23 protein-coding genes and 1 riboswitch are annotated in these 22,499 nt (G+C 70.5%); of the genes, 8 read left to right on the top strand and 15 right to left on the bottom strand.

Annotation, left to right across the window (positions count from 1 at the left end; translation table 11 throughout):
• Nucleotides 1-180: 180 nt before the first annotated feature.
• Nucleotides 181-1,179 (bottom strand): GlxA family transcriptional regulator, encoded by a 999-nt coding sequence (locus BY998_RS04485; RefSeq protein WP_110350427.1) that lies wholly within the window; start codon nt 1,177-1,179, stop codon nt 181-183.
• Nucleotides 1,180-1,293: 114 nt separating this feature from the next.
• Here BY998_RS04485 and BY998_RS04480 point away from each other — a divergent pair, with 114 nt between their 5' ends.
• The 4 genes from BY998_RS04480 (at nt 1,294) to BY998_RS04465 (ending at nt 6,807) form a co-directional block, all read left to right on the top strand.
• Nucleotides 1,294-2,544: a sarcosine oxidase subunit beta family protein gene (locus BY998_RS04480; RefSeq protein ID WP_110350426.1), complete on the top strand. Its 1,251-nt coding sequence runs from the start codon at nt 1,294-1,296 to the stop codon at nt 2,542-2,544.
• Nucleotides 2,545-2,677: 133 nt separating this feature from the next.
• Nucleotides 2,678-2,983: a sarcosine oxidase subunit delta gene (locus BY998_RS04475; RefSeq protein ID WP_110350425.1), complete on the top strand. Its 306-nt coding sequence runs from the start codon at nt 2,678-2,680 to the stop codon at nt 2,981-2,983.
• 196 nt (nt 2,984-3,179) lie between these two features.
• Entirely contained in the window at nt 3,180-6,176 is a 2,997-nt protein-coding gene (locus BY998_RS04470; RefSeq protein ID WP_181425426.1) for a sarcosine oxidase subunit alpha family protein, read from the top strand.
• A complete protein-coding gene (locus BY998_RS04465; protein WP_110350424.1) occupies nt 6,169-6,807 on the top strand; it encodes a sarcosine oxidase subunit gamma family protein in 639 nt (212 codons plus the stop codon). Before BY998_RS04470 ends, BY998_RS04465 begins: the two co-directional genes overlap by 8 nt.
• On the opposite strand, the gene BY998_RS04460 is transcribed toward BY998_RS04465, so the two are convergent.
• The 6 genes from BY998_RS04460 to BY998_RS04435 form a co-directional block, all read right to left on the bottom strand.
• Nucleotides 6,789-7,325, bottom strand: coding sequence for a hypothetical protein (locus tag BY998_RS04460; protein ID WP_245421487.1), 537 nt, complete (start codon nt 7,323-7,325; stop codon nt 6,789-6,791). The genes BY998_RS04465 and BY998_RS04460 overlap by 19 nt on opposite strands.
• 189 nt (nt 7,326-7,514) lie before the next feature.
• Entirely contained in the window at nt 7,515-8,396 is an 882-nt protein-coding gene (locus tag BY998_RS04455; RefSeq protein ID WP_110350423.1) for a 3-hydroxybutyryl-CoA dehydrogenase, read from the bottom strand.
• A 181-nt stretch (nt 8,397-8,577) separates the two neighbouring features.
• Entirely contained in the window at nt 8,578-9,531 is a 954-nt protein-coding gene (locus BY998_RS04450) for an FAD-binding protein (RefSeq protein WP_110350422.1), read from the bottom strand.
• Between the two features lie 68 nt (nt 9,532-9,599).
• A complete protein-coding gene (locus BY998_RS04445) occupies nt 9,600-10,349 on the bottom strand; it encodes an electron transfer flavoprotein subunit beta/FixA family protein (RefSeq protein WP_110350421.1) in 750 nt (249 codons plus the stop codon).
• Between the two features lie 160 nt (nt 10,350-10,509).
• Nucleotides 10,510-11,082 (bottom strand): cob(I)yrinic acid a,c-diamide adenosyltransferase, encoded by a 573-nt coding sequence (locus BY998_RS04440; protein WP_110350420.1) that lies wholly within the window; start codon nt 11,080-11,082, stop codon nt 10,510-10,512.
• Between the two features lie 190 nt (nt 11,083-11,272).
• A complete protein-coding gene (locus BY998_RS04435; RefSeq protein ID WP_110350419.1) occupies nt 11,273-11,911 on the bottom strand; it encodes an acyloxyacyl hydrolase in 639 nt (212 codons plus the stop codon).
• Between the two features lie 280 nt (nt 11,912-12,191).
• Here BY998_RS04435 and BY998_RS04430 point away from each other — a divergent pair, with 280 nt between their 5' ends.
• Nucleotides 12,192-12,695: a lipocalin-like domain-containing protein gene (locus BY998_RS04430; RefSeq protein WP_245421478.1), complete on the top strand. Its 504-nt coding sequence runs from the start codon at nt 12,192-12,194 to the stop codon at nt 12,693-12,695.
• 27 nt (nt 12,696-12,722) lie between these two features.
• Here BY998_RS04430 and BY998_RS04425 read toward each other — a convergent pair whose 3' ends face one another.
• The 3 genes from BY998_RS04425 to BY998_RS04415 form a co-directional block, all read right to left on the bottom strand.
• Entirely contained in the window at nt 12,723-12,908 is a 186-nt protein-coding gene (locus BY998_RS04425) for a twin transmembrane helix small protein (protein WP_017485169.1), read from the bottom strand.
• A 66-nt stretch (nt 12,909-12,974) separates the two neighbouring features.
• Nucleotides 12,975-15,662, bottom strand: a complete 2,688-nt coding sequence (locus tag BY998_RS04420) for a TIGR02302 family protein (protein WP_110350418.1) — start codon at nt 15,660-15,662, stop codon at nt 12,975-12,977.
• 166 nt (nt 15,663-15,828) lie between these two features.
• Nucleotides 15,829-16,089 carry a hypothetical protein gene (locus BY998_RS04415; protein WP_110350417.1) on the bottom strand — a complete coding sequence of 87 codons (261 nt, stop codon included), beginning with the start codon at nt 16,087-16,089 and terminating at the stop codon, nt 15,829-15,831.
• Nucleotides 16,090-16,369: 280 nt separating this feature from the next.
• A riboswitch (TPP riboswitch) is annotated at nt 16,370-16,475 on the top strand.
• 75 nt (nt 16,476-16,550) lie between these two features.
• Here BY998_RS04415 and thiC point away from each other — a divergent pair.
• Both thiC and BY998_RS04405 read left to right on the top strand, forming a co-directional pair.
• Nucleotides 16,551-18,443, top strand: a complete 1,893-nt coding sequence (gene thiC, locus BY998_RS04410; protein ID WP_110350416.1) for a phosphomethylpyrimidine synthase ThiC — start codon at nt 16,551-16,553, stop codon at nt 18,441-18,443.
• Between the two features lie 192 nt (nt 18,444-18,635).
• On the top strand, nt 18,636-18,986 hold the full coding sequence (locus tag BY998_RS04405; RefSeq protein ID WP_110350415.1) for a hypothetical protein: 351 nt from the start codon (nt 18,636-18,638) through the stop codon (nt 18,984-18,986).
• A 107-nt stretch (nt 18,987-19,093) separates the two neighbouring features.
• Here the strand turns inward: BY998_RS04405 and flaF are convergent, their stop codons facing one another.
• Complete coding sequence (flaF, locus tag BY998_RS04400) at nt 19,094-19,468, bottom strand: flagellar biosynthesis regulator FlaF (RefSeq protein ID WP_110350414.1); 375 nt, start codon at nt 19,466-19,468, stop codon at nt 19,094-19,096.
• 165 nt (nt 19,469-19,633) lie between these two features.
• On the opposite strand from flaF, the gene BY998_RS04395 reads away from it, so the two are divergent.
• Entirely contained in the window at nt 19,634-19,870 is a 237-nt protein-coding gene (locus tag BY998_RS04395) for a hypothetical protein (protein ID WP_110350413.1), read from the top strand.
• A gap of 25 nt (nt 19,871-19,895) precedes the next feature.
• Here BY998_RS04395 and BY998_RS24225 read toward each other — a convergent pair whose 3' ends face one another.
• From BY998_RS24225 to BY998_RS04380, 4 genes are all read right to left on the bottom strand, one after another.
• Entirely contained in the window at nt 19,896-20,036 is a 141-nt protein-coding gene (locus BY998_RS24225; RefSeq protein ID WP_181425425.1) for a hypothetical protein, read from the bottom strand.
• 151 nt (nt 20,037-20,187) lie between these two features.
• Nucleotides 20,188-20,514 (bottom strand): hypothetical protein, encoded by a 327-nt coding sequence (locus tag BY998_RS04390; protein WP_110350412.1) that lies wholly within the window; start codon nt 20,512-20,514, stop codon nt 20,188-20,190.
• Between the two features lie 239 nt (nt 20,515-20,753).
• Nucleotides 20,754-21,275, bottom strand: coding sequence for a metallophosphoesterase family protein (locus BY998_RS04385; RefSeq protein WP_110350411.1), 522 nt, complete (start codon nt 21,273-21,275; stop codon nt 20,754-20,756).
• A gap of 72 nt (nt 21,276-21,347) precedes the next feature.
• Nucleotides 21,348-22,460 carry a TonB family protein gene (locus BY998_RS04380; RefSeq protein ID WP_110350410.1) on the bottom strand — a complete coding sequence of 371 codons (1,113 nt, stop codon included), beginning with the start codon at nt 22,458-22,460 and terminating at the stop codon, nt 21,348-21,350.
• Nucleotides 22,461-22,499: the final 39 nt, after the last annotated feature.

Below are 22,499 nucleotides of genomic sequence, written 5' to 3'. Positions count from 1 at the left end.
TCTCATGAAACTCATTCGCTGTCGGCGCCCCATGGTTTGGCACGGTCCCCGCAGCCCGCTTCCCGTCATCGTGAGGCGAAGCCAGAGCGATCCAGGGCGCCGCCTTCTCCGGAGAGGGTGCGCTTCTGGATCGCTTCGCTGACGCTCGCGATGACGGCAGAGCGCAGGGTGTCGCGAGCCTCACCTCTCCGCCGCCTGCCGTCCACGCCTCCGCTCGGCCCGAGACAGCTCGTCGGCACTCGCAAAGCCCGTGGCGGCAGCGATCTCGGCGCGGTTCAAAGCGCTCTCGCGGCCGAGCTGATGCGCCCGGTCGAGGCGCAGGTGCAGGTAATGCCGGTGGAGACCGCGCCCGAGCCCCTCGCGGAACAGTCGCTCCAGCTGCCGCACTGAGACGCGGGCGAGATCGGCCAGGGCCTCCCGCGGGAGCGGCGCCTCGAGGTTCGCCTCCATTGCCGCGAGCACCCGCAGCAGGCGAGGATCACGCACGCCGAAGCGTTGGCGCAGATCCATCCGTTGCGGGCTCAAGCCCTCGCGGATCTGGTTGTGCAGGAACCAGTCACTGACCCCCGCGGCGAGCCCGGCGCCGTGGTCGCGGCCGATCAGGTCGAGCATCAGGTCGAGCGCGGCGATGCCGCCGGAGCAGGTGATGCGGTCGCCCTGGATCTCGAACAGCGAGCGGACCACCTCGATCTCGGGGTAGCGCTCCTCGAAGGCCGGGACGTGCTCCCAGTGAAGCGTGCAGCGGCGCCCCGAGAGCAGGCCTGCGCGGGCCAGCAGATAGGGACCGCCGGAGATGCCTCCCAGCGTCCCCCCGTGTCGTGCCAAGCTCCGCAACCACGCGAAGAGGGAGGGATCGTCGAACTCGGCCGGGTTTCCGCCGGCGCAGACGAAGACGCGGTCGGCGTCGATCGCTTCGGCGCCGACGGCGACGTCGGTGAGGATGCCGAGCCCGTTCGAGGCCTGCACCACGCCGCCGCCGGGCGCGGCATGCCACCAGCGGTACAGTTCGCAGCCCGACAGGGTGTTGGCGGCGCGCAGGGGCTCGACCGCCGCGGTGTAGGCCATCAGCGGAAAGTCCGGCACCAGCACGAAGCCGACCGTCAGGGTCGCGGGGTTTTCCGCCCGCGGAGGCTTTCGCCCGGGCCGGGGGCGTCGGGTCGATTCGGTCTCGGCGCACATTTCTGCGCGATTTGCTGGAATGATGTCGTGAATTGCAAGCCGGCAGCCGGGAGGGGCCGGCTAATTTGGGGGTCATACGCCGGACGAACCTTCCGGCGAAGAGCGGATCACCGCATGCGCTACTCTCTCTTCAACGTCCTGGGGCAGGCCCTGCGCGGCCAGCGGGACTGGACCCCGCAATGGCGCGACGCCGCCCCGCAGGAGGCCTACGACGTGGTGATCGTCGGCGGCGGCGGGCACGGGCTCGCCACCGCCTACTACCTCGCCAAGGAACACGGTCTCACCAACGTCGCCGTGCTGGAGAAGAGCCACATCGGCTCCGGCAATGTCGGGCGCAACACCACCATCGTGCGCTCGAACTACGGCCTGCCCGGCAACATCCCGTTCTACGAGCGGTCGATGAAGCTCTGGAAGGGGCTGGAGCAGGACATCAACTACAATGCCATGGTCAGCCAGCGCGGCGTGCTGAACCTCTACCATTCGGACGCCCAGCGCGACGCTTATGCCCGCCGCGGCAACGCCATGCGGCTCGCCGGGATCGATGCGGAACTGCTCGACCGCGAGGGCGTGCGCCGGCTGGTGCCGTTCATCGATTTCGACAACGCGCGCTTCCCTGTGAAGGGCGGCCTGCTCCAGCGCCGCGGCGGCACCGTGCGCCACGACGCGGTGGCCTGGGGTTATGCCCGCGCCGCCAGCGACCGCGGCGTCGACATCGTCCAGAACTGCGCCGTCACCGGCATCCGCCGCGAGAACGGCCGCGTCACCGGGGTCGAAACCAGCCGCGGTTTCATCCGCGCGAAGAAGGTTGCGCTGTCGGTGGCCGGTTCTTCCTCGCTGCTCGCCGGCATGGTCGACATGCGCCTGCCGATCGAGAGCCATGTGCTCCAGGCCTTCGTCAGCGAGGGCGTGAAGCCCCTGATCGACGGCGTCATGACCTTCGGCGCCGGCCATTTCTACGTCAGTCAGTCGGACAAGGGCGGACTCGTCTTCGGCGGCGACATCGACGGCTACAACTCGTACGCCCAGCGCGGCAACCTCCACACCATCGAGGACGTGATGGAGGGCGGCATGGCGCTCTGGCCGGGGCTCGGCCGCCTGCGGCTGCTGCGCCACTGGGGCGGCATCATGGACATGTCGATGGACGGCTCGCCCATCATCGACCGCACCGACATCGGCGGCCTCTACCTCAACGCGGGCTGGTGCTACGGCGGCTTCAAGGCCACACCCGCCGCAGGCTTCTGCTTCGCCCACCTGATCGCCCGCGACGAACCCCACGCGGATGCGAGCGCCTACCGCCTCGACCGCTTCGCCACCGGCCATCTCATCGACGAGAAGGGCATGGGCGCCCAGCCCAACCTGCACTGAGGCTTTCCATGCACTCAGGCTTTCTTGGCGACGTCGGCCGGGGCCGACGCCATCCGCCGCATGGGCCGCGACGCGCAATCGCGCTTGCGATGCCCGCTTGAGCGGGCACCGATCTCAGAGAGGACGACACGCCATGCGCATCCGATGCCCCTTCTGCGGCGAGCGCGACAACGGGGAGTTCAGCTACCTCGGCGACGCCGCGCCCCGGCGCCCCGACGGACTCGACGCCTCGGCGGCAGCCATGCACGACTACGTCTACCTGCGCGATAACCCGGCCGGGACGCTCCGCGAGCTCTGGTACCACGCCGCCGGATGCCGCTCCTGGCTGGTCGTGATCCGCGATACCCGCACCCACGCCATCGAATCGGTCGAGCCGGCGCGCGACGTCGCGCGGGCGCGGCGGGCCGCCACGCTGACCGGGCGTGCCGACCATGCTTGATCGTGAGCCGCGCCAAACCCCTCCCCCCTCTGCGGGGGAGGGTGGCCCTCGCGTCAGCGAGGGTCGGGAGAGGGGAGCGCCCTTTCCGGAAGCGTCGCCCCCTCACCCGCCCGCTCCGCGGGCACCCTCCCCCACCCAAGTCGGGCCTGCTCGACTTGGGCAGATCAGTGCGGATCTCGGGCAAGCCCGAGATCCGTTGGGGGGAGGATTCGGTGATACCCAGCCTTTCCGCACCGCGGCCGGCGGCCTGATCGACCGGAACCGGCCGCGCGACTTCACCTTCGATGGGCGGCGCCTCACCGGCTTCCACGGCGACACGCTGGCCTCGGCGCTGCTCGCCAACGGCGTGCGCCTCGTCGGTCGCTCGTTCAAGTATCACCGGCCCCGCGGCATCCTCTCGGCCGGCTCGGAGGAGCCGAACGCCCTGGTGGAACTGCGCTCCGGCGCCCGGCGCGAGCCCAACACCCGCGCCACCATGGCCGAACTCTACGAGGGGCTGGAGGCGACGAGCCAGAACCGCTGGCCCTCGCTCGCCGTGGATGCGCTCTCGGTCAACGCGCTGCTCTCGCCGGTCTTCGCGGCGGGCTTCTACTACAAGACCTTCATGTGGCCGGCTTCCCTGTGGGAGCGGCTGTACGAGCCGATGATCCGGCGGGCCGCCGGTCTCGGTCGCGCCGCCGACGCGCCCGACCCCGACACCTACGACCGCGCCCATGCCCATTGCGACGTGCTCGTCATCGGGGGCGGCCCGGCCGGCCTGTCGGCGGCGCTCACCGCCGGCCGCTCCGGCGCGCGGGTGATCCTCGTGGACGAGGATTTCGCCACCGGCGGCCGCTTGCTCGCCGAGCGGCGCGAGATCGGCGGCGCGAGTGGCTCCGAGTGGGCCGCCCGCGCGGTGGCCGAGCTGGAGAGCCTTCCGGAAGTCCGCATCCTGACGCGCACCACCCTGTTCGGCGTCTACGATCACGGCGCCTACGGCGCAGTCGAGCGCGTTTCAGACCATCTCGCGGTGCCGGCGGCTCACGCCCCGCGCCAGCGGCTGTGGCGGATCGTGGCCCGGCGGGCGGTGCTCGCGGCCGGTGCCATCGAGCGCCCGCACGTCTTCGGCGGCAACGACCGGCCCGGCGTGATGCTGGCCGGCGCGGTGCGGACCTATCTCAACCGTTACGGCGTGCGGCCGGGGCATCGCTCGGCCGTGTTCACGTCGAGCGACGACGGCTGGCGCACCGCCGCCGACATCCTGGCCGCGGGCGGCGGGCTCGCGGCGGTGATCGACACCCGCCCCTCCGTTCCCCCCGCCTTGCGCCGGATGGCGGAGGCCGCCGGGGCGCGTGTGGTGGCCGGTGGGTACGTCGCCGGCACCAAGGGGCATCTGGGCTTGAGCGCGATCCAGGTCGTGGACGGCTACCACAGCACCGAGACGATTCCCTGCGACGGCCTCGCCATGGCCAATGGCTGGAATCCGGTGGTCCATCTCGATTCGCACCTGTCGCGCCGGCCGGTCTGGGACGAGGCGATCCACGCCTTCGTGCCGGGCACCCTCCCCTCCGGCATGCAGGCCGCCGGTGCCGCCGCCGGGCGTTTCACCCTGGCCGATTGCCTGGAGACCGGCGCCCGGGCCGGCGCCGAGGCCGCGAGTGAGTGCGGCTTCACCGCGACGCCCGAGGCCGCTGCGAAGACCGACCCGGAGAGCGTGGACCACACCCCGCTCTGGCGCGCTCCGAAGCCTCGCGGAAAAGCCTTCGTCGATTTCCAGAACGACGTGGCGGCCTCCGACGTCGAACTCGCCCATCGCGAGGGGTTCCGCGCGGTCGAGCTGTTGAAGCGCTACACCACGCTCGGCATGGCGACCGACCAGGGCAAGACCTCGAACCTCGCCGGCCTCTCGATCATGGCCGAGCTGACGGGCAAGGGCATCCCGAGCGTCGGCACCACGGTGTTCCGCCCGCCCTTCACCCCGGTCGCCATCGGTGCGTTTGCCGGCCATCACCGCGGCAAGGATTTTCGCGCCACCCGCCACGTCCCCTCCCACGCCTGGGCCGAGGAGAACGGGTGCGTCTTCGTCGAGACCGGCCTGTGGCTGCGCCCGGCCTACTTCTCGCGCGCCGGGGAGACCGACTGGCTCGACACGGTGGTGCGCGAGGTCGAGACCGTGCGCGCCCGCGTCGGACTCTGCGACGTCACCACGCTGGGCAAGATCGACATCCAGGGTCGCGACGTGCTGACCTTCATCGAGCGGGTCTGCGCCAACCCCTTCGCAACGCTGCCTGTCGGCAAGGCCCGCTACGCCGTGCTGCTGCGCGAGGACGGCTTCGTCATGGACGATGGGACGATCGCGCGTTTGGGCGAAACCCACTACGTCATGACCGCCTCGACGGCGAATGCCGGACGGGTGATGCAGCACCTCGAATTTTGCCGGCAATGGTTGTGGCCGGAACTCGACGTGCAGCTCGCCTCGGTCAGCGAGCAATGGGCGCACTACGCGGTCGCCGGCCCGCGTGCCCGCGATACCCTGCGCCGCATCGTCGATCCCGGCTTCGACATCTCGAACGAGGCGTTTCCCTTCCTCGCCTGTGCCGAGGTCACCGTCGGCGGTGGCATCCCGGCGCGGCTGTTCCGCATCTCGTTCTCGGGCGAACTCGCCTACGAGCTGGCGGTGCCGGCCGCCTACGGCGACGCGGCGTGGCGGGCGATCATGCAGGCGGGCCTGCCCTACGGCATCACCGCCTACGGCTCGGAGGCGCTCTCGGTGATGCGCATCGAGAAGGGCCACGCGGCCGGGCCTGAGATCAACGGCCAGACCACCGCCCGTGACCTCGGCCTCGGCGGCATGCTCGCCAAGAAGAAGGACTATATCGGCCGCCTGATGAAGGAACGCCCGGCGCTGGTCGATCCGGACCGGCCGGTCCTGGCCGGCTTCCGCCCCGTCGATCCGAGCGCGCGGCTGCGGGCGGGGGCGCATTTCCTGGGCCGCGACGCGGAGCCGAGCCTGGAGGCGGACGAGGGTGTGATGACGTCCGTGGCCTACTCGCCGAGCCTGAAGACCTGGATCGGCATCGGCCTGATCCGGCGCGGGCCGGAGCGCCACGGCGAGCGGGTGCGCGCCTACGATCCGGTGCGCGGCGCCGAGATCGAGGTCGAGATCTGCTCAGCCGTCTTCGTGGACCCCAGGGAGGAGAAGCTGCGTGTCTGAGGCGATGACGAGCCTGTGGCGGCCGCGCGGCGCCTGGGAAGGGGCCGCGCGGATCGGGCGCCCCGGCGCGGCCGCGGGGCCGGCGGGCATCCGCCTCAGTCTGCGCGAGGGGTTCGGCCTTGCCACCCTCATCGCGGCCGATGGCAAGGAAGGCGGCTTACGAACGGCTCTCGCGGATCGGTTCGGCCCGTCCCTGCCGGAGGCCGGCACCGCCGTCTTCGAGGGCGAGACGGGTTTGGTCTGGTCCGCGCCCGGCCAGTGGCTCGCGGTGGCACCGTCACCGCGCGATCTGAAGGGCCTGCCCGAGGCCCTGCGCGGCGTCGCCGCCGTCACCGACCAGAGCGACAGCCGCGCCCTAGTGCGGATCTCAGGCGCACAGGCGCGCGCCATGCTCGCCAAGGGCGTCGCGGTCGATCTGCATCCGCGCGCCTTCGGGCCGGGCCGGGTGGCGGTGACGAGCATCGCCCATATCGGCGTGCAGTTCTGGCAGCGCGATGCCGGTCCGACCTACGACCTCACGGTCGCTCGCAGCTTCGCCGGCAGCTTCTGGCGCTGGCTGGAGCACGCGGCGGCCGAGTTCGGCTACGAGATCGAGGCCGCGGAGGGTGCGGATCAGCGCCGGTTGAAATAGCGCCGGTCGGCGGCGTCCGTCTCGGCCAGCGGGAGGACGAGGTGCCCCGTCCGGTCGATCAGGCCCCAGCGCCCGCCGACCATGGAGGCGGGTTGCCTTCCGTCCGAGCGGCAGCCCTCGCAGACCAGCGCCTCGCCGCGTGGGTTGAACGGGAAGGCCCAGTCATAGGGCGTGGCGAGGACGAGTCGCAGCCGGCGGTCGTAGAAGGCGACCTTGCCGTCGCGCCAACTGCGCACAAGGCCTTGCTCGAACGGGTCCGGCCCATTGTCGAGCATGAACACCGGCAGCGCGAGGCCGTCGCGGCGCATCCAGAGACAACCGATCCCCGGCACGCGTAACTCGGCGAGGCCGCGTTCGAAACGCATCCGCGCGACATGCGCCGGGGCGACCCGGACCATCCCGTCGGCGCGCCGGGCGCACTGCTCGTACGGGTCGAGATCGCGGCGAAAATAGACGCAGGCCAGCGGGTATCGCTCGGCCGCGACCTCGCGCGCCGCGCTTCCGGCCGGTGAGGCCATGGTCGCCAGGGTGAGAAACGTCGCTGCGAAGAGCCGCCTCATCCGGTTTCCAAATGCGCGCACGAACGGCCGGTCCCGCCATCGCGAATTCCAGCGGTCCGGCCGCGCGCCCTCGGGAAGGCATTGCACCGGGTTGCTTCGGCCTTGCCTCGTGACGACGGGAAGTGGTGTTGATGAGCGGCGCCGCCCTCAGCGCGTCGGGATCGGCGTCTCGCCGCGATAATCGTAGAAGCCGCGCTTGGTCTTGCGGCCGAGCCAGCCGGCCTCGACGTATTTCACCAGCAGCGGGCAGGGCCGGTACTTCGAATCGGCCAGCCCCTCGTAGAGCACCTGCATCACCGACAGGCAGGTATCGAGGCCGATGAAGTCGGCGAGCTGGAGCGGGCCCATCGGGTGGTTCGCGCCGAGCCGCATCGCCGTGTCGATCGACTCCACCGAGCCTACGCCCTCGTAGAGGGTGTAGATCGCCTCGTTGATCATCGGCAGCAGGATGCGGTTGACGATGAAGGCCGGGAAGTCCTCGGACATGGTCGAGGTCTTGCCGAGCCGGGCGATGAAGACCTTGGCCGATTCGTAGGTCGGGTCCTCGGTGGCGATGCCGCGGATCAGCTCGACGAGCTGCATCAGCGGCACCGGATTCATGAAGTGGATGCCGATGAAGCGGTCCGGCCGGTCGGTCGCCGCCGCGAGCCGGGTGATCGAGATGGACGAGGTGTTGGTCGCGACCAGCGCATCGGGCTTGAGCGACGGGCACAGGCTCTGGAAGATCTTGCGCTTGGTCGCCTCGTCCTCGGTCGCCGCCTCGATGACGAGGTCGCAGGGCGCGAGATCGTCGAAGCCCCGCGCGGCCGCGATCCGCTCCAGAGCGCTGCGGCGCTGCTCGTCGCTGAGCGTGCCCTTCTGGACCTGACGCGTGAGGTTCGCGTCGATCAGACCGAGCGCGGCGTCGATCCGGTCGGGGTCGCGGTCGTTCAGCCGAACGTCCAGGCCCGATGCCGCGCAGACATGCGCGATGCCGCTGCCCATCTGGCCGGCACCGATGATGCCGACCGTCTTGATCTCGATGCCCATAACCGAATCACGTCCTACTGCTGCGGCATCGTCCTGCAACCCGCATCCCTAGAATGCGGCACTGCAACAAATGCGTCAAACCGGTCCCGTCCGATCCGGCTACATCCGGCTCCCTGTCCGGTCCTTCGGCCGCAGGCTGCGGGGTCGGGCGATGAGCCCGCCCCCTGCATTCGGCGGTCCGTTACCGGTCCTTGGCCTTGGCGATCTCGGCCTGGAGTTCCGGCACCACCTGGAACAGGTCGCCGACGAGGCCGTAATCCGCGACCTGGAAGATCGGCGCGTCCTCGTCCTTGTTGACGGCGACGATGACCTTCGAGTCCTTCATGCCGGCCAGATGCTGGATCGCGCCGGAGATGCCGACCGCCACGTAGAGGTCGGGCGCCACCACCTTGCCGGTCTGGCCCACCTGCCAATCGTTGGGGGCGTAGCCCGCATCCACCGCCGCGCGCGAGGCGCCCACCGCCGCGCCGAGCGCGTCGGCCAGCGGCTCGATCAGCTCCTTGAACTTGTCCGCTGAGCCCAGCGAGCGACCGCCGGAGACGATGAACTTGGCCGAGGCCAGCTCCGGCCGGTCGGACTTGGCGATTTCTTCCGATTTATAGGCAGCACCCAGCGCGTCGGGCGCCGCGGCCGAGAGGGCCTCGACGGGTGCCGCCGCGCCGCCCTCTTCCGCGGGCTTGAAGGCGGCGGTGCGCACGGTGATGACGCGCTTGCCCGCACCCGCCTGCACGGTCTGGATCGCGTTGCCGGCATAGATCGGCCGCTCGAAGGTGTCGGGCGAGACGACCTTGATGATGTCGGAGACCTGCGCGACGTCGAGGAGCGCGGCCACGCGCGGCAGCGTGTTCTTGCCCGTGGTCGTGGCGGCGGCCACGATCGCATCGTAGGGCTCGGCGATCGAGGCGATCAACGCTGCGCTCGGCTCGGCGAGGTCGTGATCGTAGACCGCCTCCTCGCTGCTCAGCACTTTTTCGACGCCGTCGAGACGGCCCGCGGCCTCGGCCGCCGCCTTCGAGCCGGAGCCCAGCACGAGCGCGTGGATCGGAGCGCCCATCTCCTTGGCCGCGGTGAGCGCCTTGAGCGTGCCGTCCTTGATCTGTCCGTTGGCGTGCTCGACGTAGAGGAGCGTGGTCATGAACTGTCTCTCAGAAGAGGAAGGGAGGCGCCGCTCGACCGGTTCCGGGAGCGGCGCCTGAGGGTGGTTCAGAGCACGCCGGCTTCGACCTTGAGCTTCTGCACGAGCTCGGCCGCGGAGCCGACCTTCACGCCCGCCGAACGGCCCGGCGGCTCGGACACCTTGAGCACGGTGAGCTTCGGCGTGACGTCGACGCCGAGCGCGTCGGGGGCCAGCTCCTCCAGCGGCTTCTTCTTCGCCTTCATGATGTTGGGCAGGCTGGCGTAGCGCGGCTCGTTGAGGCGCAGGTCCGTCGTGACGATGGCCGGCAGCTTGAGTGAGACGGTCTGGAGGCCGCCATCGACCTCGCGGGTCACGTCGATCGCGCCCTCGCCGAATTCCAGCTTGAAGGCGAAGGTGCCTTGCGGCCAGCCGAGCAGGGCGGCGAGCATCTGGCCGGTCTGGTTGGAATCGTCGTCGATGGCCTGCTTGCCGAGGATGACGAGGTTCGGGCTTTCCTTCTCGACGATCGCCTTGAGGATCTTGGCGACCGCCAGCGGCTCGCAATTCACGTCGGTCTTGACGAGGATCGCCCGGTCGGCGCCCATGGCGAGCGCGGTGCGCAGCGTCTCCTGAGCCTGCTGCGGCCCGATCGAGACGGCGACGATCTCGCTGACCGTGCCCTTCTCCTTCAGGCGGATCGCCTCCTCGACGGCGATTTCGTCGAAGGGGTTCATCGACATCTTGACGTTGGCGAGTTCCACGCCCGACCCGTCGGCCTTGACGCGGATCTTCACGTTATAGTCGACAACCCGCTTGACGGGCACCAGAACCTTCATGGCTGTCGCTTTCCTCCGCGCCGACACAGTCCCGGCGTCACTTCAAGGACGGCTTCAGGATCCGCTCGACGGAACTCGATGTGATTGTCAGGGCGGCGGGACCGTAACGAGGCGATTTCCCGCTTGTCAACGCGCCTTCTCGGTAGGGTAGGGTTGACTATCAGCGGTTCTGGCCGGGCACCCAGAGCACGTCGTCGGCGCCGTTCCGGTTGGCTGCGCGGGAGGCCACGAACAGGAAATCGGACAGGCGGTTGAGGTATTGCAGGGCTTCGCCCGAGATCGCCTCGCTCTCGATGCCCGACAGCGACACGACCAGCCGCTCGGCCCGGCGGCAGACGGTTCGGGCGAGATGGAGCGCGGCCGCTGTGGGCGAGCCGCCGGGCAGCACGAAGGAGGTGAGCGGCGGAATCTCGGCGTTCAGCGCGTCGATCTCCGCCTCCAGGCGCTGCACTTGGGCGGGCACGATCCGCAGGGGCTCGTAGCCCAGCGGCTTGTCGCTCGGGGGCGTGGCGAGGTCCGCGCCGAGATCGAACAGGTCGTTCTGGATGCGCGCCAGCATTGCGTCGAGGGCGGGTTCGGCCTGCAGGCGGGCGAGCCCGATGCAGGCATTGGTCTCGTCGACCGTGCCGTAGGCCTCCACCCGCAGATCGGCCTTGGAGCGGCGCTCGCCGTTGGCGAGCCCGGTCGTGCCCTTGTCGCCGGTGCGGGTGTAGATGCGGTTGAGCTTGACCACGTCGTTCTCTCCCCTCGCTCCCGTCCCGGATGCCGCATCCGCGACGGGCGCGAGATTGTTATCTGTTTTCGCAGGCCGCAGGGGCCGGCCGCCCCTCGCGACGGGCAGGCCCGGGCCAAAGAAAAACCCGCCGGGCGATGTTTCGCGCGCGGCGGGTCTTTAGCAAGCCGGAAAAGCGGCCGGCGCCGGATCAGAACGTGTAGCCGAGCTTTCCGCCGAAATTGGTCAGGCCGCGGTTGTCGCCGCACAGGCCGGCATTCGACATGTGCTCGACGGTGGCCATCACGCTCCAATGGGCGTTGATGCGGAAGCCCAACGCCGCCGCCTCGCGGAACAGCGGATTGCAGCCCAGCGCATTGAAGCCGTAGGGCGCGTTCGCCTTCAGGCCGGTATAGCCGTTATGGGCCGCGCCGCCGAAGAAGCCTTCGAGGAAGACGCGCCGGTCGAGCGTCTCGGGGAAGAGGTCCACCGTCCAGGTCGCGCCGATATAGGCGTAGCTGGTGCGGCCGCCGGTGTTGTAGCTGCCGCCCACGGTGGGACGCGGCACGAAGGCCTGCCAGAACGGATCGGTGGTCACCAGCGGCTTGGCGAACAGGATTTCGCCGTTGACGTTCGCGGTGCTGAAGCCCGGCAGCTTGCCCTCGGCGCTGCCCGGATCCTGAACCGAGCCGCCGATGCGAACCTCGGAGACGATCGAGTAGGGCTGGACGGGGGCGAAGTAGGGCGGCGGCGCAGGGGCCCGGGCGGCGCCGAGATCGGCGGCCTGCGTGGTCGTGACGGCCGAGGCGACGAGGGCGCCGAGGAGAATCCGGGCAATGGGTGACTTCATCGGCGGTCGATCCGTCCGTTTCAACCCGCCTCAATTATCACGCACTCGGGACCGCAGCCCGTGGATTCATCCTTCGCCCGTGCTTTTGCTGAGTCGGTGGGGCGCGGACGCCACACCCGGCGGGCCTCGTCGGCGATCCGGAACGAGGCGGGAGGCGCCCGCCGAGGATCGGAAGCCGCCGGCCGGCTCCCCGGTGGAGATGCATCGACGACGCATCCTCCGAGCGGCGTCAGCGTTGCCGATGCACCCCTTTTCAGGGGCTCTCGATCCGGGGGAAACGATGCGAACGACGATGGGAATGGGGCTGCGGGCAGGACTGGCTTTGGCGGCCGGCCTGATGCCGGGACTGGCCCGGGCCGACGACGAAGCCCGCGTGGTCGGGCTCTGGAAGCTGGTCTCGTACGAGGTGGAGGCGCGCGCCGACGGCACGAAGCTGCCGGCGATGGGCGACCGGCCGACCGGCTACGTCCTGTTCACGCCGGAGAAGCGGGTCTTCTTCATCCTCACCGGCGAGGGACGCAAGCCGGCCGAGACCGACGCGCAGCGCGCCGCCCTTCTGCAGACCCTCGTCTCCTACAGCGGCCGCTACCGGCTCGATGGGGACAAGTGGACGACGGCGGTCGACGTGGCCTGGGACCCGAAATGGGTTGGGACCGAGCAGACCCGCTCCTTCACCCTCGACGGCGCGCGCCTGCGGGTGCTCACGCCCTGGCGGGTCATGCCCAACTGGGCCGACCGGGGCGAGACCCGCAGCATCGTCACCTTCGAGCGCACGAAGGAGTGAGCCGGCACGCCGGCCCGGGCGGAGCGGTCAGGCCGCCCGCCACCAGACCACGCCCATGATGACGATGATCGCGACGAATTGCAGGAGCACGCGCAGGCGCATCAGCTTCTGCGAGAGGTTGGCGCTGCCGCCCCGCATCATGTTGACGAGGCCGAGGAGCAGCACCACGGCCACGGCGAGGCAGGCGAGGAGGACGAGCTGGTTGGCGGACATGGGTCGTTGATCTCGTGAGGGGCCGCGCTCACGCGAGCGCGGCCCGAGCGGTGGTACTTCGGGGCGTCAGTTCCGGCGCAGCAGGCGCTCGAAGTAGTCGAGTTCCTCCTGCGGACGCGAGGGGTCGCCGAGCTTGCGCCGCAGCTCCTCCATGATCCGGCGGGCGCGCTGCACGGCGGATTCGTCGGCGTTGGGCACGCGCACGTTGCCGTTCGAGAGGTCGCGCCCCCGCGTCGGGCGGCCGAGCGGATCGTCGTCGGAGGCGCCCGAGCGGCCCTGCTGGCCCGGCGACTGGCCCTCCTGCTGGCCCTGACCCTCGCCTTCGGCCATCTGCTGCATCTGCTGCTGCAGCCCCTCGGCGCCGCGCTTGAGCCCGTCCAGGGCCCGCCCCTGGGCATCGACGGCATCGCCGTTGCGCCCCTGGCCCAGCGCCTCCTCGGCCTCGCGCATGGCGCCCTCGGCGTCGGCGAGCCCTTCCTCACCCTGAAGGCCCTGCTGCTTCATACGCTCCTTGAGATCCTGGAGCTGCTCGCGCAGGCCCTGCTGGCGCTGGCCCATGTTCTGGCCCTGCTGCCCGCGCTGGCCCTGGCCCTGACCTTGTTGTCCCTGCTGGCCCCTGCCCTGCTGCCCCTGCTGGCCTTCCTCGCCCTGGCCGCGCTGACCCGGCTGCTGGCCGCGTTGACCCTGCTGCCCCTGCTGCTGACCGTTCTGCTGCCGCTGGCGCGGGCCGGGCCGCTGTCCCTGCTGACCCTCCTTGTAGGTCTCGTCGCGCAGATCCTGCTGCTCGCGGGACATGCGGTCGAGGTCGTCGAGCTGGCGGTTCATCTCGGCCATGCCGCCGTCCGACTTCTGGCCGTTCTCGGCGCTCTGGAGGTTTTCGAGCACGTTGCGCAGCTGTTCGAGCAGGCGCTGGGCCTCGGCCGTGTCGCCGCGCTGCATCGCCTCCTGCATGTCCTTGATCATCTTCTCCAGATCGTCGGGCGTGACGGTCTGGCCGCCTTTCTGCTGCTGCTGCTGCCGCTCGGATTGCTGCTGGCGGTTCTGCGGCTTCTGGCGCTGGGCGAACTCCTTCATGAACTTGTCGAGGGCCTGCTTCAGGTCCTCGGTGAGCTTCTTCACCTCTTCGTCCGGCGCGTTGCGCTCGATCGCCTCCTTGAGGCGGTCCTGGGCCGCGCGCAGGGCCTTCTCGGCATCCGAGAGGTCGCCGTCCTCGATCTTGAGGGCCATCTCCCACAGCAGATCGGCGACGCCGGTCAGATCCGCGTCGGTCTTGGCCGCGCGCAGGCGGTTGGCCGCGGTGGTGAGCCCGAGGAAGATCGCGGGCTGCGGCGTGAAGCGTTCGGGGGCGATGCGCAGGGCGTCGAGCGCCGTTTGGACGCGGGCGCGATCCTCGTCGGGAGCGGTGACGAGGCGGCGGCGCTCCTCGGCGAGCGCCCGGGCGAGCGGCTGCGTGAAGACGCGCGCCGGCAGCACGATCTCGGCGGGCTGCGTGCGGCCCTCCTGGCCGGCCTCGTCGCGTACCACCAGGGTCAGTTTCACCCGGGCGCCGGACCAGGGATTGTCGGTGAGGTCGACGAGCGTCTTGGTGTCGGTCTCGCCGAGCGCGTCGGCGGGCAGCGCCAGCCCGATCTTGGGCACCGGCACGAGGGAGCGGCCGGCCTTCAGCGGCTCGACCAGCCCCTCGGCGGAGGCGATGCCGTAATCGTCCTTGGCGCGGTAGGTGAGGTTGAAGGTGCCCCGCCCGTTCACTTCGAGGCCGCCGACCTGCTGCACCTCCGGGGGCCGGTCGGGGATCGTCTCGATCACGAGGCGCTGCGGCTCGGAGCCCGAGGCGGCGATGCCGAGTTCGGCCGTGCCGCCGACAAGCCGGAAGCGCTCCTCCCGCAAGGTCGCGCGGGCGGCGGAGGCTTGCGGCGCGGGTGCGGCGCGCGAAGGGGCGGATTCGTCCTTGGCCACCGGCACCAGGGCGGCATTCGGCGTCAGCTCCGCCTCGCCCTGGCCGGCGATGCGCACGATCAGCGTGGAATTGACCGGCGCGCGCAGACGCTGCACCGGGTCCGCGGCATTGCCGGACATCGCGACGATCAGCGGCGGCACGCGGGTGTAGATCGGCGGGTCGATCCAGCCGTCGACGCGAAAGCTCGGCGCGGCGGCGGGCGGCTCGCGCCAGTCGAAGGCGGCCGAGACGCGCCCGCGCCATTCGGGGCCGGCGACGAAGAGGGCGGCGAGCGCGGCGACGAGGAGCCCTGCGCGCAGGGCCAGCGGGTCGTGGCCGGGCATGTCGGGGCGCGGCCGCCCGGCCCGCAGCCGGGCGACGGCGGCAGCGGCCCGCGACTGGTGCAGTGCCCAGAGCGCACGGGTGGCCGGATCGGTCTGGCCGACGGCGAGCGTGTCCTCGATCGCCGAGGCCGGATCGTGGGCAAGCCCCCCCTCGCGGGCGGCTTCCCGGTCGATCCGGGCCAGGGCCTCGCGGCGGCTGAGGCGCTTGAGGCGCAGGGCGGGCAGCAGCGCGAAGACGAGAAGGATCGCGAACAGGCCGAGCCCGGCCATGCGCCAGAGCGGCGGAAGATCGAGCCACAGGCCGAGCCAGGACACGGCGAGGAAGGCGAGCCCGACGCCGAAGCCCCGCCACAAAACCGGCCACACCCGCTCCCAGAGGCCCGCGGCCCGCGCCTGCGCCACGAGCCGGTCGAGGCGGCCTGCCGCGCCCTGCCGCCCGTCGCGTTCGGAGATCGTCCGTTCGGCCTCGCTCATCGTGTCCGGTCGCGGCTCCCGCGGGCGCCGGGCATGAGGGCCCCGCGCACGAATGAGGAAGCTAGCATGGTGGCCGGCAGGCTCCGCCGGGTCAAATCCGCCCAGTCGCGCTTGATCGGTACACGCTCGGCTCGAAGGCGCGCCGGGCCGAGGTCGAGACGCCGTCTCAGGCGGGCTCGGAGACGCTGTTGCCCTCGCCCAGGCAATCCGAGGCGCGCTCCACGGCGCTGATCGCGTCGAGCAGGTTCTGCACGCTGCGCTCCACCTCGATCCGCGGCCGGTCCATGTGTGCGGCCCGCGCCACCAGCCCTTCGAGCTGGTCCAGCACGACCAGGAGGTCGCTCGCGACGGCCGCCACGTCGCAGCCGGTGCGGGTCGGCGCCGGAGGGGCGGGTCGGCGGAAAGGGATGATCGTGCTCATCGCCATCTGGTGTCGCGAAAAGGCGTGCGCATGACCACCCGCGGCCGGGGCGTCATCCACACCCAAGCCGCCTCAGCGGCGGCCCGAAGGCCCTTGTCGCGGCAATTGGTGAGTTTTTCGTCGAGCCCCTGTCTCGGATACGGCGCAAACCGTCAAGCTTTGCCGGCTGGTTTCGCACCGCGCCGTCCCGCTGACAGCCGGATCGTTCCCAAACGGAAACACTCTTCTCCGAATCGGGCGGTTTTCGGTCGTGCATTGACAAGACCGGCCTCAAGGGGGAGGTTGGAATCGTTCCGAGGGGGGCCCCGTCAAGGGGGCTGAGAGTGGGCGACGCCCTGACCCTTGAACCTGATCCGGCTCGTACCGGCGGAGGGACGGGAACCAGCGGCCTCATCGCTCGCACGAGCAGCGGCCGACCGCACCATCGTCGGGACCACGGGTCGCCTCCAACGCCAGGAGCGACAGCGATGAACGCACCCGTCCGTCCCAAAGACCTTCCCAACGGCAATCCTGCCAGCGTCACCACCGGCCCCGTCCAGGGCTCCCGCAAGGTCTATGCGGAAGCGCCCGGCCGCCCGGACATCCGCGTCCCCTACCGCGAGATCGCCCTCTCCGACCCGAAGGAAGCCCCGGTGCGGGTCTACGACCCGTCCGGCCCCTATACGGAGACGGATGCGGCCATCGACCTCGAGAAGGGCCTGCCCGCCGCCCGCGAGCCGTGGGTGGTCAAGCGCGGCTACGCCGCCGTGCAGCCGCGCGCGGTCAAGCCCGAGGACAATGGCTTCGCCGCCGCCGACAAGCTCGTCGCCCCCTGCCCGGCCGAGCGCACGATCCGCCGGGCCGAACCCGGGCAGATGGTGACGCAGTTCGAGTTCGCCCGGGCCGGGATCATCACGGAAGAGATGATCTACGTGGCGCATCGCGAGAATGCCTGCCGCGAGCAGATGCTGGAGCGCGCCGAGGCCGCGCTCGCCGACGGACAGAGCTTCGGCGCGTCGGTGCCGCCCTTCATCACGCCGGACTTCGTGCGCGAGGAGGTGGCCCGGGGCCGCGCCATCATCCCGGCCAACATCAACCACCTCGAACTCGAGCCGATGGCGATCGGCCGCAACTTCCTCGTGAAGATCAACGCCAATATCGGCAACTCGGCCGTCACCTCGTCGGCCGCCGAGGAAGTAGAGAAGCTGGTCTGGTCGATCCGCTGGGGCGCGGACACCGTCATGGACCTCTCGACGGGCCGCAACATCCACAACATCCGCTCGTGGATCGTGCGCAACTCCCCCGTGCCGATCGGCACCGTGCCGATCTACCAGGCGCTGGAGAAGGTCGGCGGCGATCCGCTCAAGCTCGACTGGGAGGTCTTCAAGGACACGCTCATCGAGCAGGCCGAGCAGGGCATCGACTACTTCACAATCCATGCTGGCGTGCGGCTGGCCCACGTGCCGCTCACCGCGCGACGCACCACCGGCATCGTCTCCCGCGGCGGCTCGATCATGGCGCGCTGGTGCCTCGCCGGGCACCGCGAATCGTTCCTCTACGAGCGCTTCGACGAGATCTGCGACATCTGCCGCGCCTACGACGTGTCGTTCTCGCTGGGCGACGGCCTGCGCCCCGGCTCAATCGCGGATGCCAATGACGCGGCGCAGTTCGCCGAGCTGGAGACCTTGGGCGAACTCACCAAGATCGCCTGGGACAAGGGCTGCCAGGTGATGATCGAGGGCCCCGGCCACGTGCCGATGCACAAGATCAAGGTCAACATGGAGAAGCAGCTGGCCGAGTGCGGCGAGGCGCCGTTCTACACGCTCGGCCCGCTGACCACCGACATCGCTCCGGGCTACGACCACATCACCTCGGGCATCGGCGCGGCGATGATCGGCTGGTTCGGCACGGCGATGCTCTGCTACGTCACGCCCAAGGAGCATCTGGGGCTCCCGAACCGCGACGACGTGAAGACCGGCGTCATCACCTACAAGATCGCCGCGCACGCCGCCGACCTCGCCAAGGGCCACCCCGCCGCGCAACTGCGCGACGACGCCCTCTCCCGCGCCCGGTTCGACTTCCGGTGGGAGGATCAGTTCAACCTCTCGCTCGATCCCGACACGGCGCGCGCCTACCACGACGAGACCCTGCCGAAGGACGCCCACAAGGTCGCCCATTTCTGCTCGATGTGCGGCCCGAAATTCTGCTCGATGAAGATCACGCAGGATCTGCGCGCCGACGTGCTCGCCATGGAGGAGGCCGGCATCGTCATCGGCCAAGCCCAGCCGATGAGCGACGCCGAGCGCCAAGCCGGCATGGCGGCGAAGTCGCAGGAGTTCTTGGAAGAGGGCGGCAAGCTCTACGTCGACGCGGCCGAATAGGATCGCCCACGACGGGGACGGTCGTTCGGCTGTCCCCGTCGCGAATCGTGAAAATCCTTCAGGCAATCTTTACGGCTCGGTCAGGCTGCCCCTCGTTCCCGGGGGACAGCCCCCAGGCCGTTAAGGTTCCGGTAGCGACGCCTGCAATCTCCTGAGGGCCGGCCTCGCGCCGAAAGCCGAAGGATTGCAGCCATGGACCCGATCAGGGCCGCGGCACCGTTGCCGCCCGTTTCCTCACCCGCGACCGTGACCCCCATTCGCCCCGTGGCCGAGCCCGTACCGAGCGAGGCCTCGCCGCCGCGCGTGCTCGACCCCGCCGTCTCGCTCGACATCAAGCCCGAAGCCACCGAGACGAAGCCTCCGGAGCCGGAACGGCGCGCTTATATCCGGGATGCGGAAAGCCGGAGCGTCGTCTTCCGCGTGACCGACCCCTCGACCGGGGACGTGGTGATGCAGATCCCGAACGAGGTGATCCTCAAGGCGCGCGTCTACGCGCGCGAGACGGCGCCATTCGTCGGCGAGCGCGTCGCCAAGACGGCCTGAATCGCGGCGAACGCGTGCCGACGCGGAGGTCGTCGGCCCGTGCGGCTTGAAACGCGGCGCAGGCCCGGAGCCATGCGCCTCGAATCGAGGAGCGGCTCCGAAAAGCTTCAGGCGCCCGGGCCGGGATCGCCCTGCAGGCCGGCGGCGATGTGGTTGTTGAGTGAGACCAGCGACGCGATCTTCTGCGGCGTCGGCTCGATCATCGCGTCCAGGATGGTGCGGAACACGAAGGCCGAGAGCTGCGCCATGCCGGTGCGCACCTCGAGGGGCAGCGGGCTGCTCGGCTCGGTCGCGGCCGAGGCGAGGATCGTCCAGACTCGTTGATTGAAGGTCAGGGCCTCGTTGAGGGCCGGCCCCGTCGCCACATCGGCGCCGAGCGCCTGCAACCGGCCGGCCGCCTTGCGCAGAACGGCGGCCTCGGCCTCCCGGGGCGTGAGGGCGACTTGCGAGACCCTCGCATAGGCATTGGCCGCATACTGCATCGTCCGCCCTTTTTCAGCGCTGCTGTCGCTCCGTCGGGCGAATCATGTCGCATGTGCTTTGTTAAAGGCGGGTATGCGAGACCTCTGCCGTAATGGTGCCCCGAAAGGCGTGAATCCCTTCCGCGTGGACAGCCAGCGCCGCACCGGGTTCGGAACCCGCTTCCAATGACGAATTTCTTCCTCGGCGTGATCGCCGGCTGCATCATCGCCGGTGTGGCCACCATTACGGCGGCCCGGCATCCGGCAGTCCAGCTGCGTCTTGGTCTCGTGCCGCCTGCTCAGGCTGCGGCGGCCCCGCCCCGCCCCGAGACGCTTCGATGCCCGCTGCCGAGGACGGCGGCCGCGGTCGGCAAGCCGGAGATGTTGTTCTCGCGCAGCCGCCTGTGGTCCATTGCGCCCTGACGGCGCGCGAACGGTTGGGCGCGCGTCAGACGCTGCTGCCGAGCAGGAACATCACCATCGTCGTGGCCACGGTGCAGCCGAGGAACCCGCACAGGGCGGCGGCGAAGGACGGTCCGGTCCGCATCTCGGTCTCGGACGGACGGTGGCTGCTCTCGATGGCGATCATGGCGAATCCTCAGGCAAGCGGATGGTTTCGTTGATGTGAACGTGCGCCGCACGGCAACGCTTGGCGGTGCGGGACCGCACTCAGACCTCGACCGAGGCCCGGCTTTCATGGTGTCGTGGGCTAAAAGAGGCTGCGGCCGAGACCGCCCCGGTCACTCGCAGCGATTCACGCGCTTGGCGACGCTGAGCGCCCGGAGTTCGCTGCGCAGATCGATGGCCACGATGTCGGCCCCGCAATCCTCGAAGGCGTCCTGGGCCTCGTGGTAGCGGTCGCCGACCTCGTCGAGGGTGTCGCAGACCCGGTCCCGGTTGCCGAGGCGGGCTTCCTCACGGGCTTGGTAGCGCAGAGCGCCGGCTTCCTGGATCTTACGCCGGGCATCGATGCAGCCGGGCGCGGCGAGGGCGGTCGAGGCGACGCCGAGGCCCGCCAGAGCGGCGGCGAGTCCGACGAGGGCGGTGTTTCGCAGGGGGTGACGCATGGGCGAACCGACGCTGATTCAACTGGAACGCAATAAGTGAGGAGCGCACAATGCGATGACATCACAGTGCCTTGGCACCGCTCCGTTCGTCGCACCATCGTCCGTCTCGGCTTTTGAACGGCGACGCTCAGCGGATGGTTCCGAGCGCGCCGGCCCCGTTCTGCGCCGGGCCGTGCTGCAATTTCGGGCAGTCCTGCCCCGCTTGGCCTTCGGTCCGCGGAAGGGAGCCGGTCGGACCGCTATCGCTGCGTCCGCGCCGTCCTTCCGCGGCGGGAGACCAGGATCTCCGCGAGCGTGACCGGGCGCAGGCCCTGCGCATCGATGCCGACATCGTATTGCCGGGGGATCGGCTTGAGCCGGCCGTGGGAATGCCCATGCAGATTGATCGCGCCCCGGCCGAGGCCGTTCCAGGTACGGAAGGCGTAGTGGCAGAGCACGAGTCGCCGGTCCTCGACCTCGGTCTCGGCGTAATGCGCGACCGAACTCCAGCCGGGTGCCGCGAGGGTCGCGGGGCTGTCGTTGTTGCCGATGATGAGGTGCTTGTGCCCGTTGAGCCCCGCGAGCAGCGTCGCGACCCGCTCCGGCGGGGGGCCGAGGGCGAAGTCGCCGAGATGCCAGACCGTGTCGTCGGGTCCGACCACCGCGTTCCAGGCTTCCACCAGCGCCGCGTCGTGCGTCGGCAGGTCGGGGAAGGGCCGGCGGTCGATGCGCAGGATGCGCGGGTCGCCGAAATGCGTGTCGCTCGTGAAGTAGGTCGTCATCCGCCGCCGTGATCCGCCGCGCCGTCCGCTGTGAGCAGGACAACGCGGCGGACGGGGCGAAGGATACCGGCCTCAGCGGCCGGGGCTGAAGCGCATCGGCACCGTGACCGCAAGGCTCGACGAGGTCACGCCGGCGGGGGCGGGCGGCAGGCCGCCGCGCACCGCCGCGAGCGCGGCGGCATCGATGGCGCCGACCCCGCTGCTGCCGACGAGGCTCACCCCGCTCACCGCCCCCGAGCGGCTCACGGTGAAGCGCACGTTGGCGACGCCGCCGGCGGTGCCGGCCGCCGCCTCGCGGTTCATGCGGCCCCGGATCGCCGAGGCGATCGCGCCGCGCCACGCCGCCATGGCGTTGGGATCGCTGGCCGCGGCGGCCGAGCCCGTCGCGCTCTGGCGCGAGGTCGCGGCGGAGTTGCGCTGCGAATTGCCGGCCTGCGCCGCCTGGGCACGCCGGGCGGCGTCGCGCTCGGCCTTCGCCTTGGCCGCCTTGATCCGGGCCTCCTCGCGCTTCTTCTCCTGGACCTTCTCCAGCTCCTTGCGGCGCGCCTCGCGCTCGGCCTCGCGCTTCTTCTCCAGCGCGGCCTTGCGGCGCTCCTCGATCTTGGGATCGGGCTTGGGCGGCTCGGGCTTGGCCGCGACCGGCGGGGGCGGCGCCATCGGCTCCGCCTCCTGCGCCTCGGAGGTCACGAGCTGCTCCTCCGGCGGGGGCGGCGGCGTGTCGGGTACGGCCTCGGTGACGGCCTCGGGCGGCGGGGGCGGCTGAACCTCCTCCGGCATGACCTGCGTCATCTCGGTGGGCGGCGGCGGCTGTACCTCCTCCGGCGCCACCTGGGCCGTCTCCGGCGGGGGGGGCGGCTGCACCTCCTGCGGGGTTTCGACCGGCTCGGCGGTTTCCGGCTCGCCCTCGGGCTTGGCCTCCTCGGGAACGGCATCCGCCTGGGCCGTCTCGGCGGCCGCCTGGGTGTCGGCTTCCATCATCTGCGGGGCGAGATCGATCGTGATCTCCTGGTCCCCCGGCGGAGCGGGCGGCGTCAGGTGCAGGTAGGTGATGCCGATCAGGCCCGCGGCGTGCAGGGCCAGCGCCAGGGCGAAGGCGGCCGCGAGACGGCCCTGCCCTCCGCCCCCGTCCGAGGGAAGCGCCGCTCCGGCGGAGCCGGGTGCAGGGGCAGGCAGGGATGCCGGCATCGGGGGCGGCTTCTGTGCGGACCTGGGGGCGGGCATGGG

Origin of the sequence: Methylobacterium sp. B4 (assembly GCF_003201865.1) — a bacterium.
Classification (GTDB): Bacteria; Pseudomonadota; Alphaproteobacteria; order Rhizobiales; family Beijerinckiaceae; genus Methylobacterium.
The sequence above is the reverse complement of the archived record's forward strand: the minus strand, read 5'-3'. Positions and strand labels throughout refer to the sequence as shown.

Excerpts from the sequence above, each read along its gene's own strand:
- BY998_RS04390 (WP_110350412.1), bottom strand. The coding sequence starts at position 20,514 with ATGCGTCACCCCCTGCGAAACACCGCCCTCGTCGGACTCGCCGCCGCT.
- BY998_RS04395 (WP_110350413.1), top strand. The coding sequence starts at position 19,634 with ATGACGAATTTCTTCCTCGGCGTGATCGCCGGCTGCATCATCGCCGGT.
- BY998_RS04445 (WP_110350421.1), bottom strand. The coding sequence starts at position 10,349 with ATGAAGGTTCTGGTGCCCGTCAAGCGGGTTGTCGACTATAACGTGAAG.
- BY998_RS04380 (WP_110350410.1), bottom strand. The coding sequence starts at position 22,460 with ATGCCGGCATCCCTGCCTGCCCCTGCACCCGGCTCCGCCGGAGCGGCG.
- BY998_RS04475 (WP_110350425.1), top strand. The coding sequence starts at position 2,678 with ATGCGCATCCGATGCCCCTTCTGCGGCGAGCGCGACAACGGGGAGTTC.
- BY998_RS24225 (WP_181425425.1), bottom strand. The coding sequence starts at position 20,036 with ATGATCGCCATCGAGAGCAGCCACCGTCCGTCCGAGACCGAGATGCGG.
- BY998_RS04405 (WP_110350415.1), top strand. The coding sequence starts at position 18,636 with ATGGACCCGATCAGGGCCGCGGCACCGTTGCCGCCCGTTTCCTCACCC.
- BY998_RS04480 (WP_110350426.1), top strand. The coding sequence starts at position 1,294 with ATGCGCTACTCTCTCTTCAACGTCCTGGGGCAGGCCCTGCGCGGCCAG.
- BY998_RS04425 (WP_017485169.1), bottom strand. The coding sequence starts at position 12,908 with ATGTCCGCCAACCAGCTCGTCCTCCTCGCCTGCCTCGCCGTGGCCGTG.
- BY998_RS04385 (WP_110350411.1), bottom strand. The coding sequence starts at position 21,275 with ATGACGACCTACTTCACGAGCGACACGCATTTCGGCGACCCGCGCATC.
- thiC (WP_110350416.1), top strand. The coding sequence starts at position 16,551 with ATGAACGCACCCGTCCGTCCCAAAGACCTTCCCAACGGCAATCCTGCC.
- BY998_RS04455 (WP_110350423.1), bottom strand. The coding sequence starts at position 8,396 with ATGGGCATCGAGATCAAGACGGTCGGCATCATCGGTGCCGGCCAGATG.
- BY998_RS04415 (WP_110350417.1), bottom strand. The coding sequence starts at position 16,089 with ATGGCGATGAGCACGATCATCCCTTTCCGCCGACCCGCCCCTCCGGCG.
- BY998_RS04435 (WP_110350419.1), bottom strand. The coding sequence starts at position 11,911 with ATGAAGTCACCCATTGCCCGGATTCTCCTCGGCGCCCTCGTCGCCTCG.
- BY998_RS04485 (WP_110350427.1), bottom strand. The coding sequence starts at position 1,179 with ATGTGCGCCGAGACCGAATCGACCCGACGCCCCCGGCCCGGGCGAAAG.
- BY998_RS04420 (WP_110350418.1), bottom strand. The coding sequence starts at position 15,662 with ATGAGCGAGGCCGAACGGACGATCTCCGAACGCGACGGGCGGCAGGGC.
- BY998_RS04450 (WP_110350422.1), bottom strand. The coding sequence starts at position 9,531 with ATGACCACGCTCCTCTACGTCGAGCACGCCAACGGACAGATCAAGGAC.
- BY998_RS04430 (WP_245421478.1), top strand. The coding sequence starts at position 12,192 with ATGCGAACGACGATGGGAATGGGGCTGCGGGCAGGACTGGCTTTGGCG.
- flaF (WP_110350414.1), bottom strand. The coding sequence starts at position 19,468 with ATGCAGTATGCGGCCAATGCCTATGCGAGGGTCTCGCAAGTCGCCCTC.
- BY998_RS04460 (WP_245421487.1), bottom strand. The coding sequence starts at position 7,325 with ATGGCCTCACCGGCCGGAAGCGCGGCGCGCGAGGTCGCGGCCGAGCGA.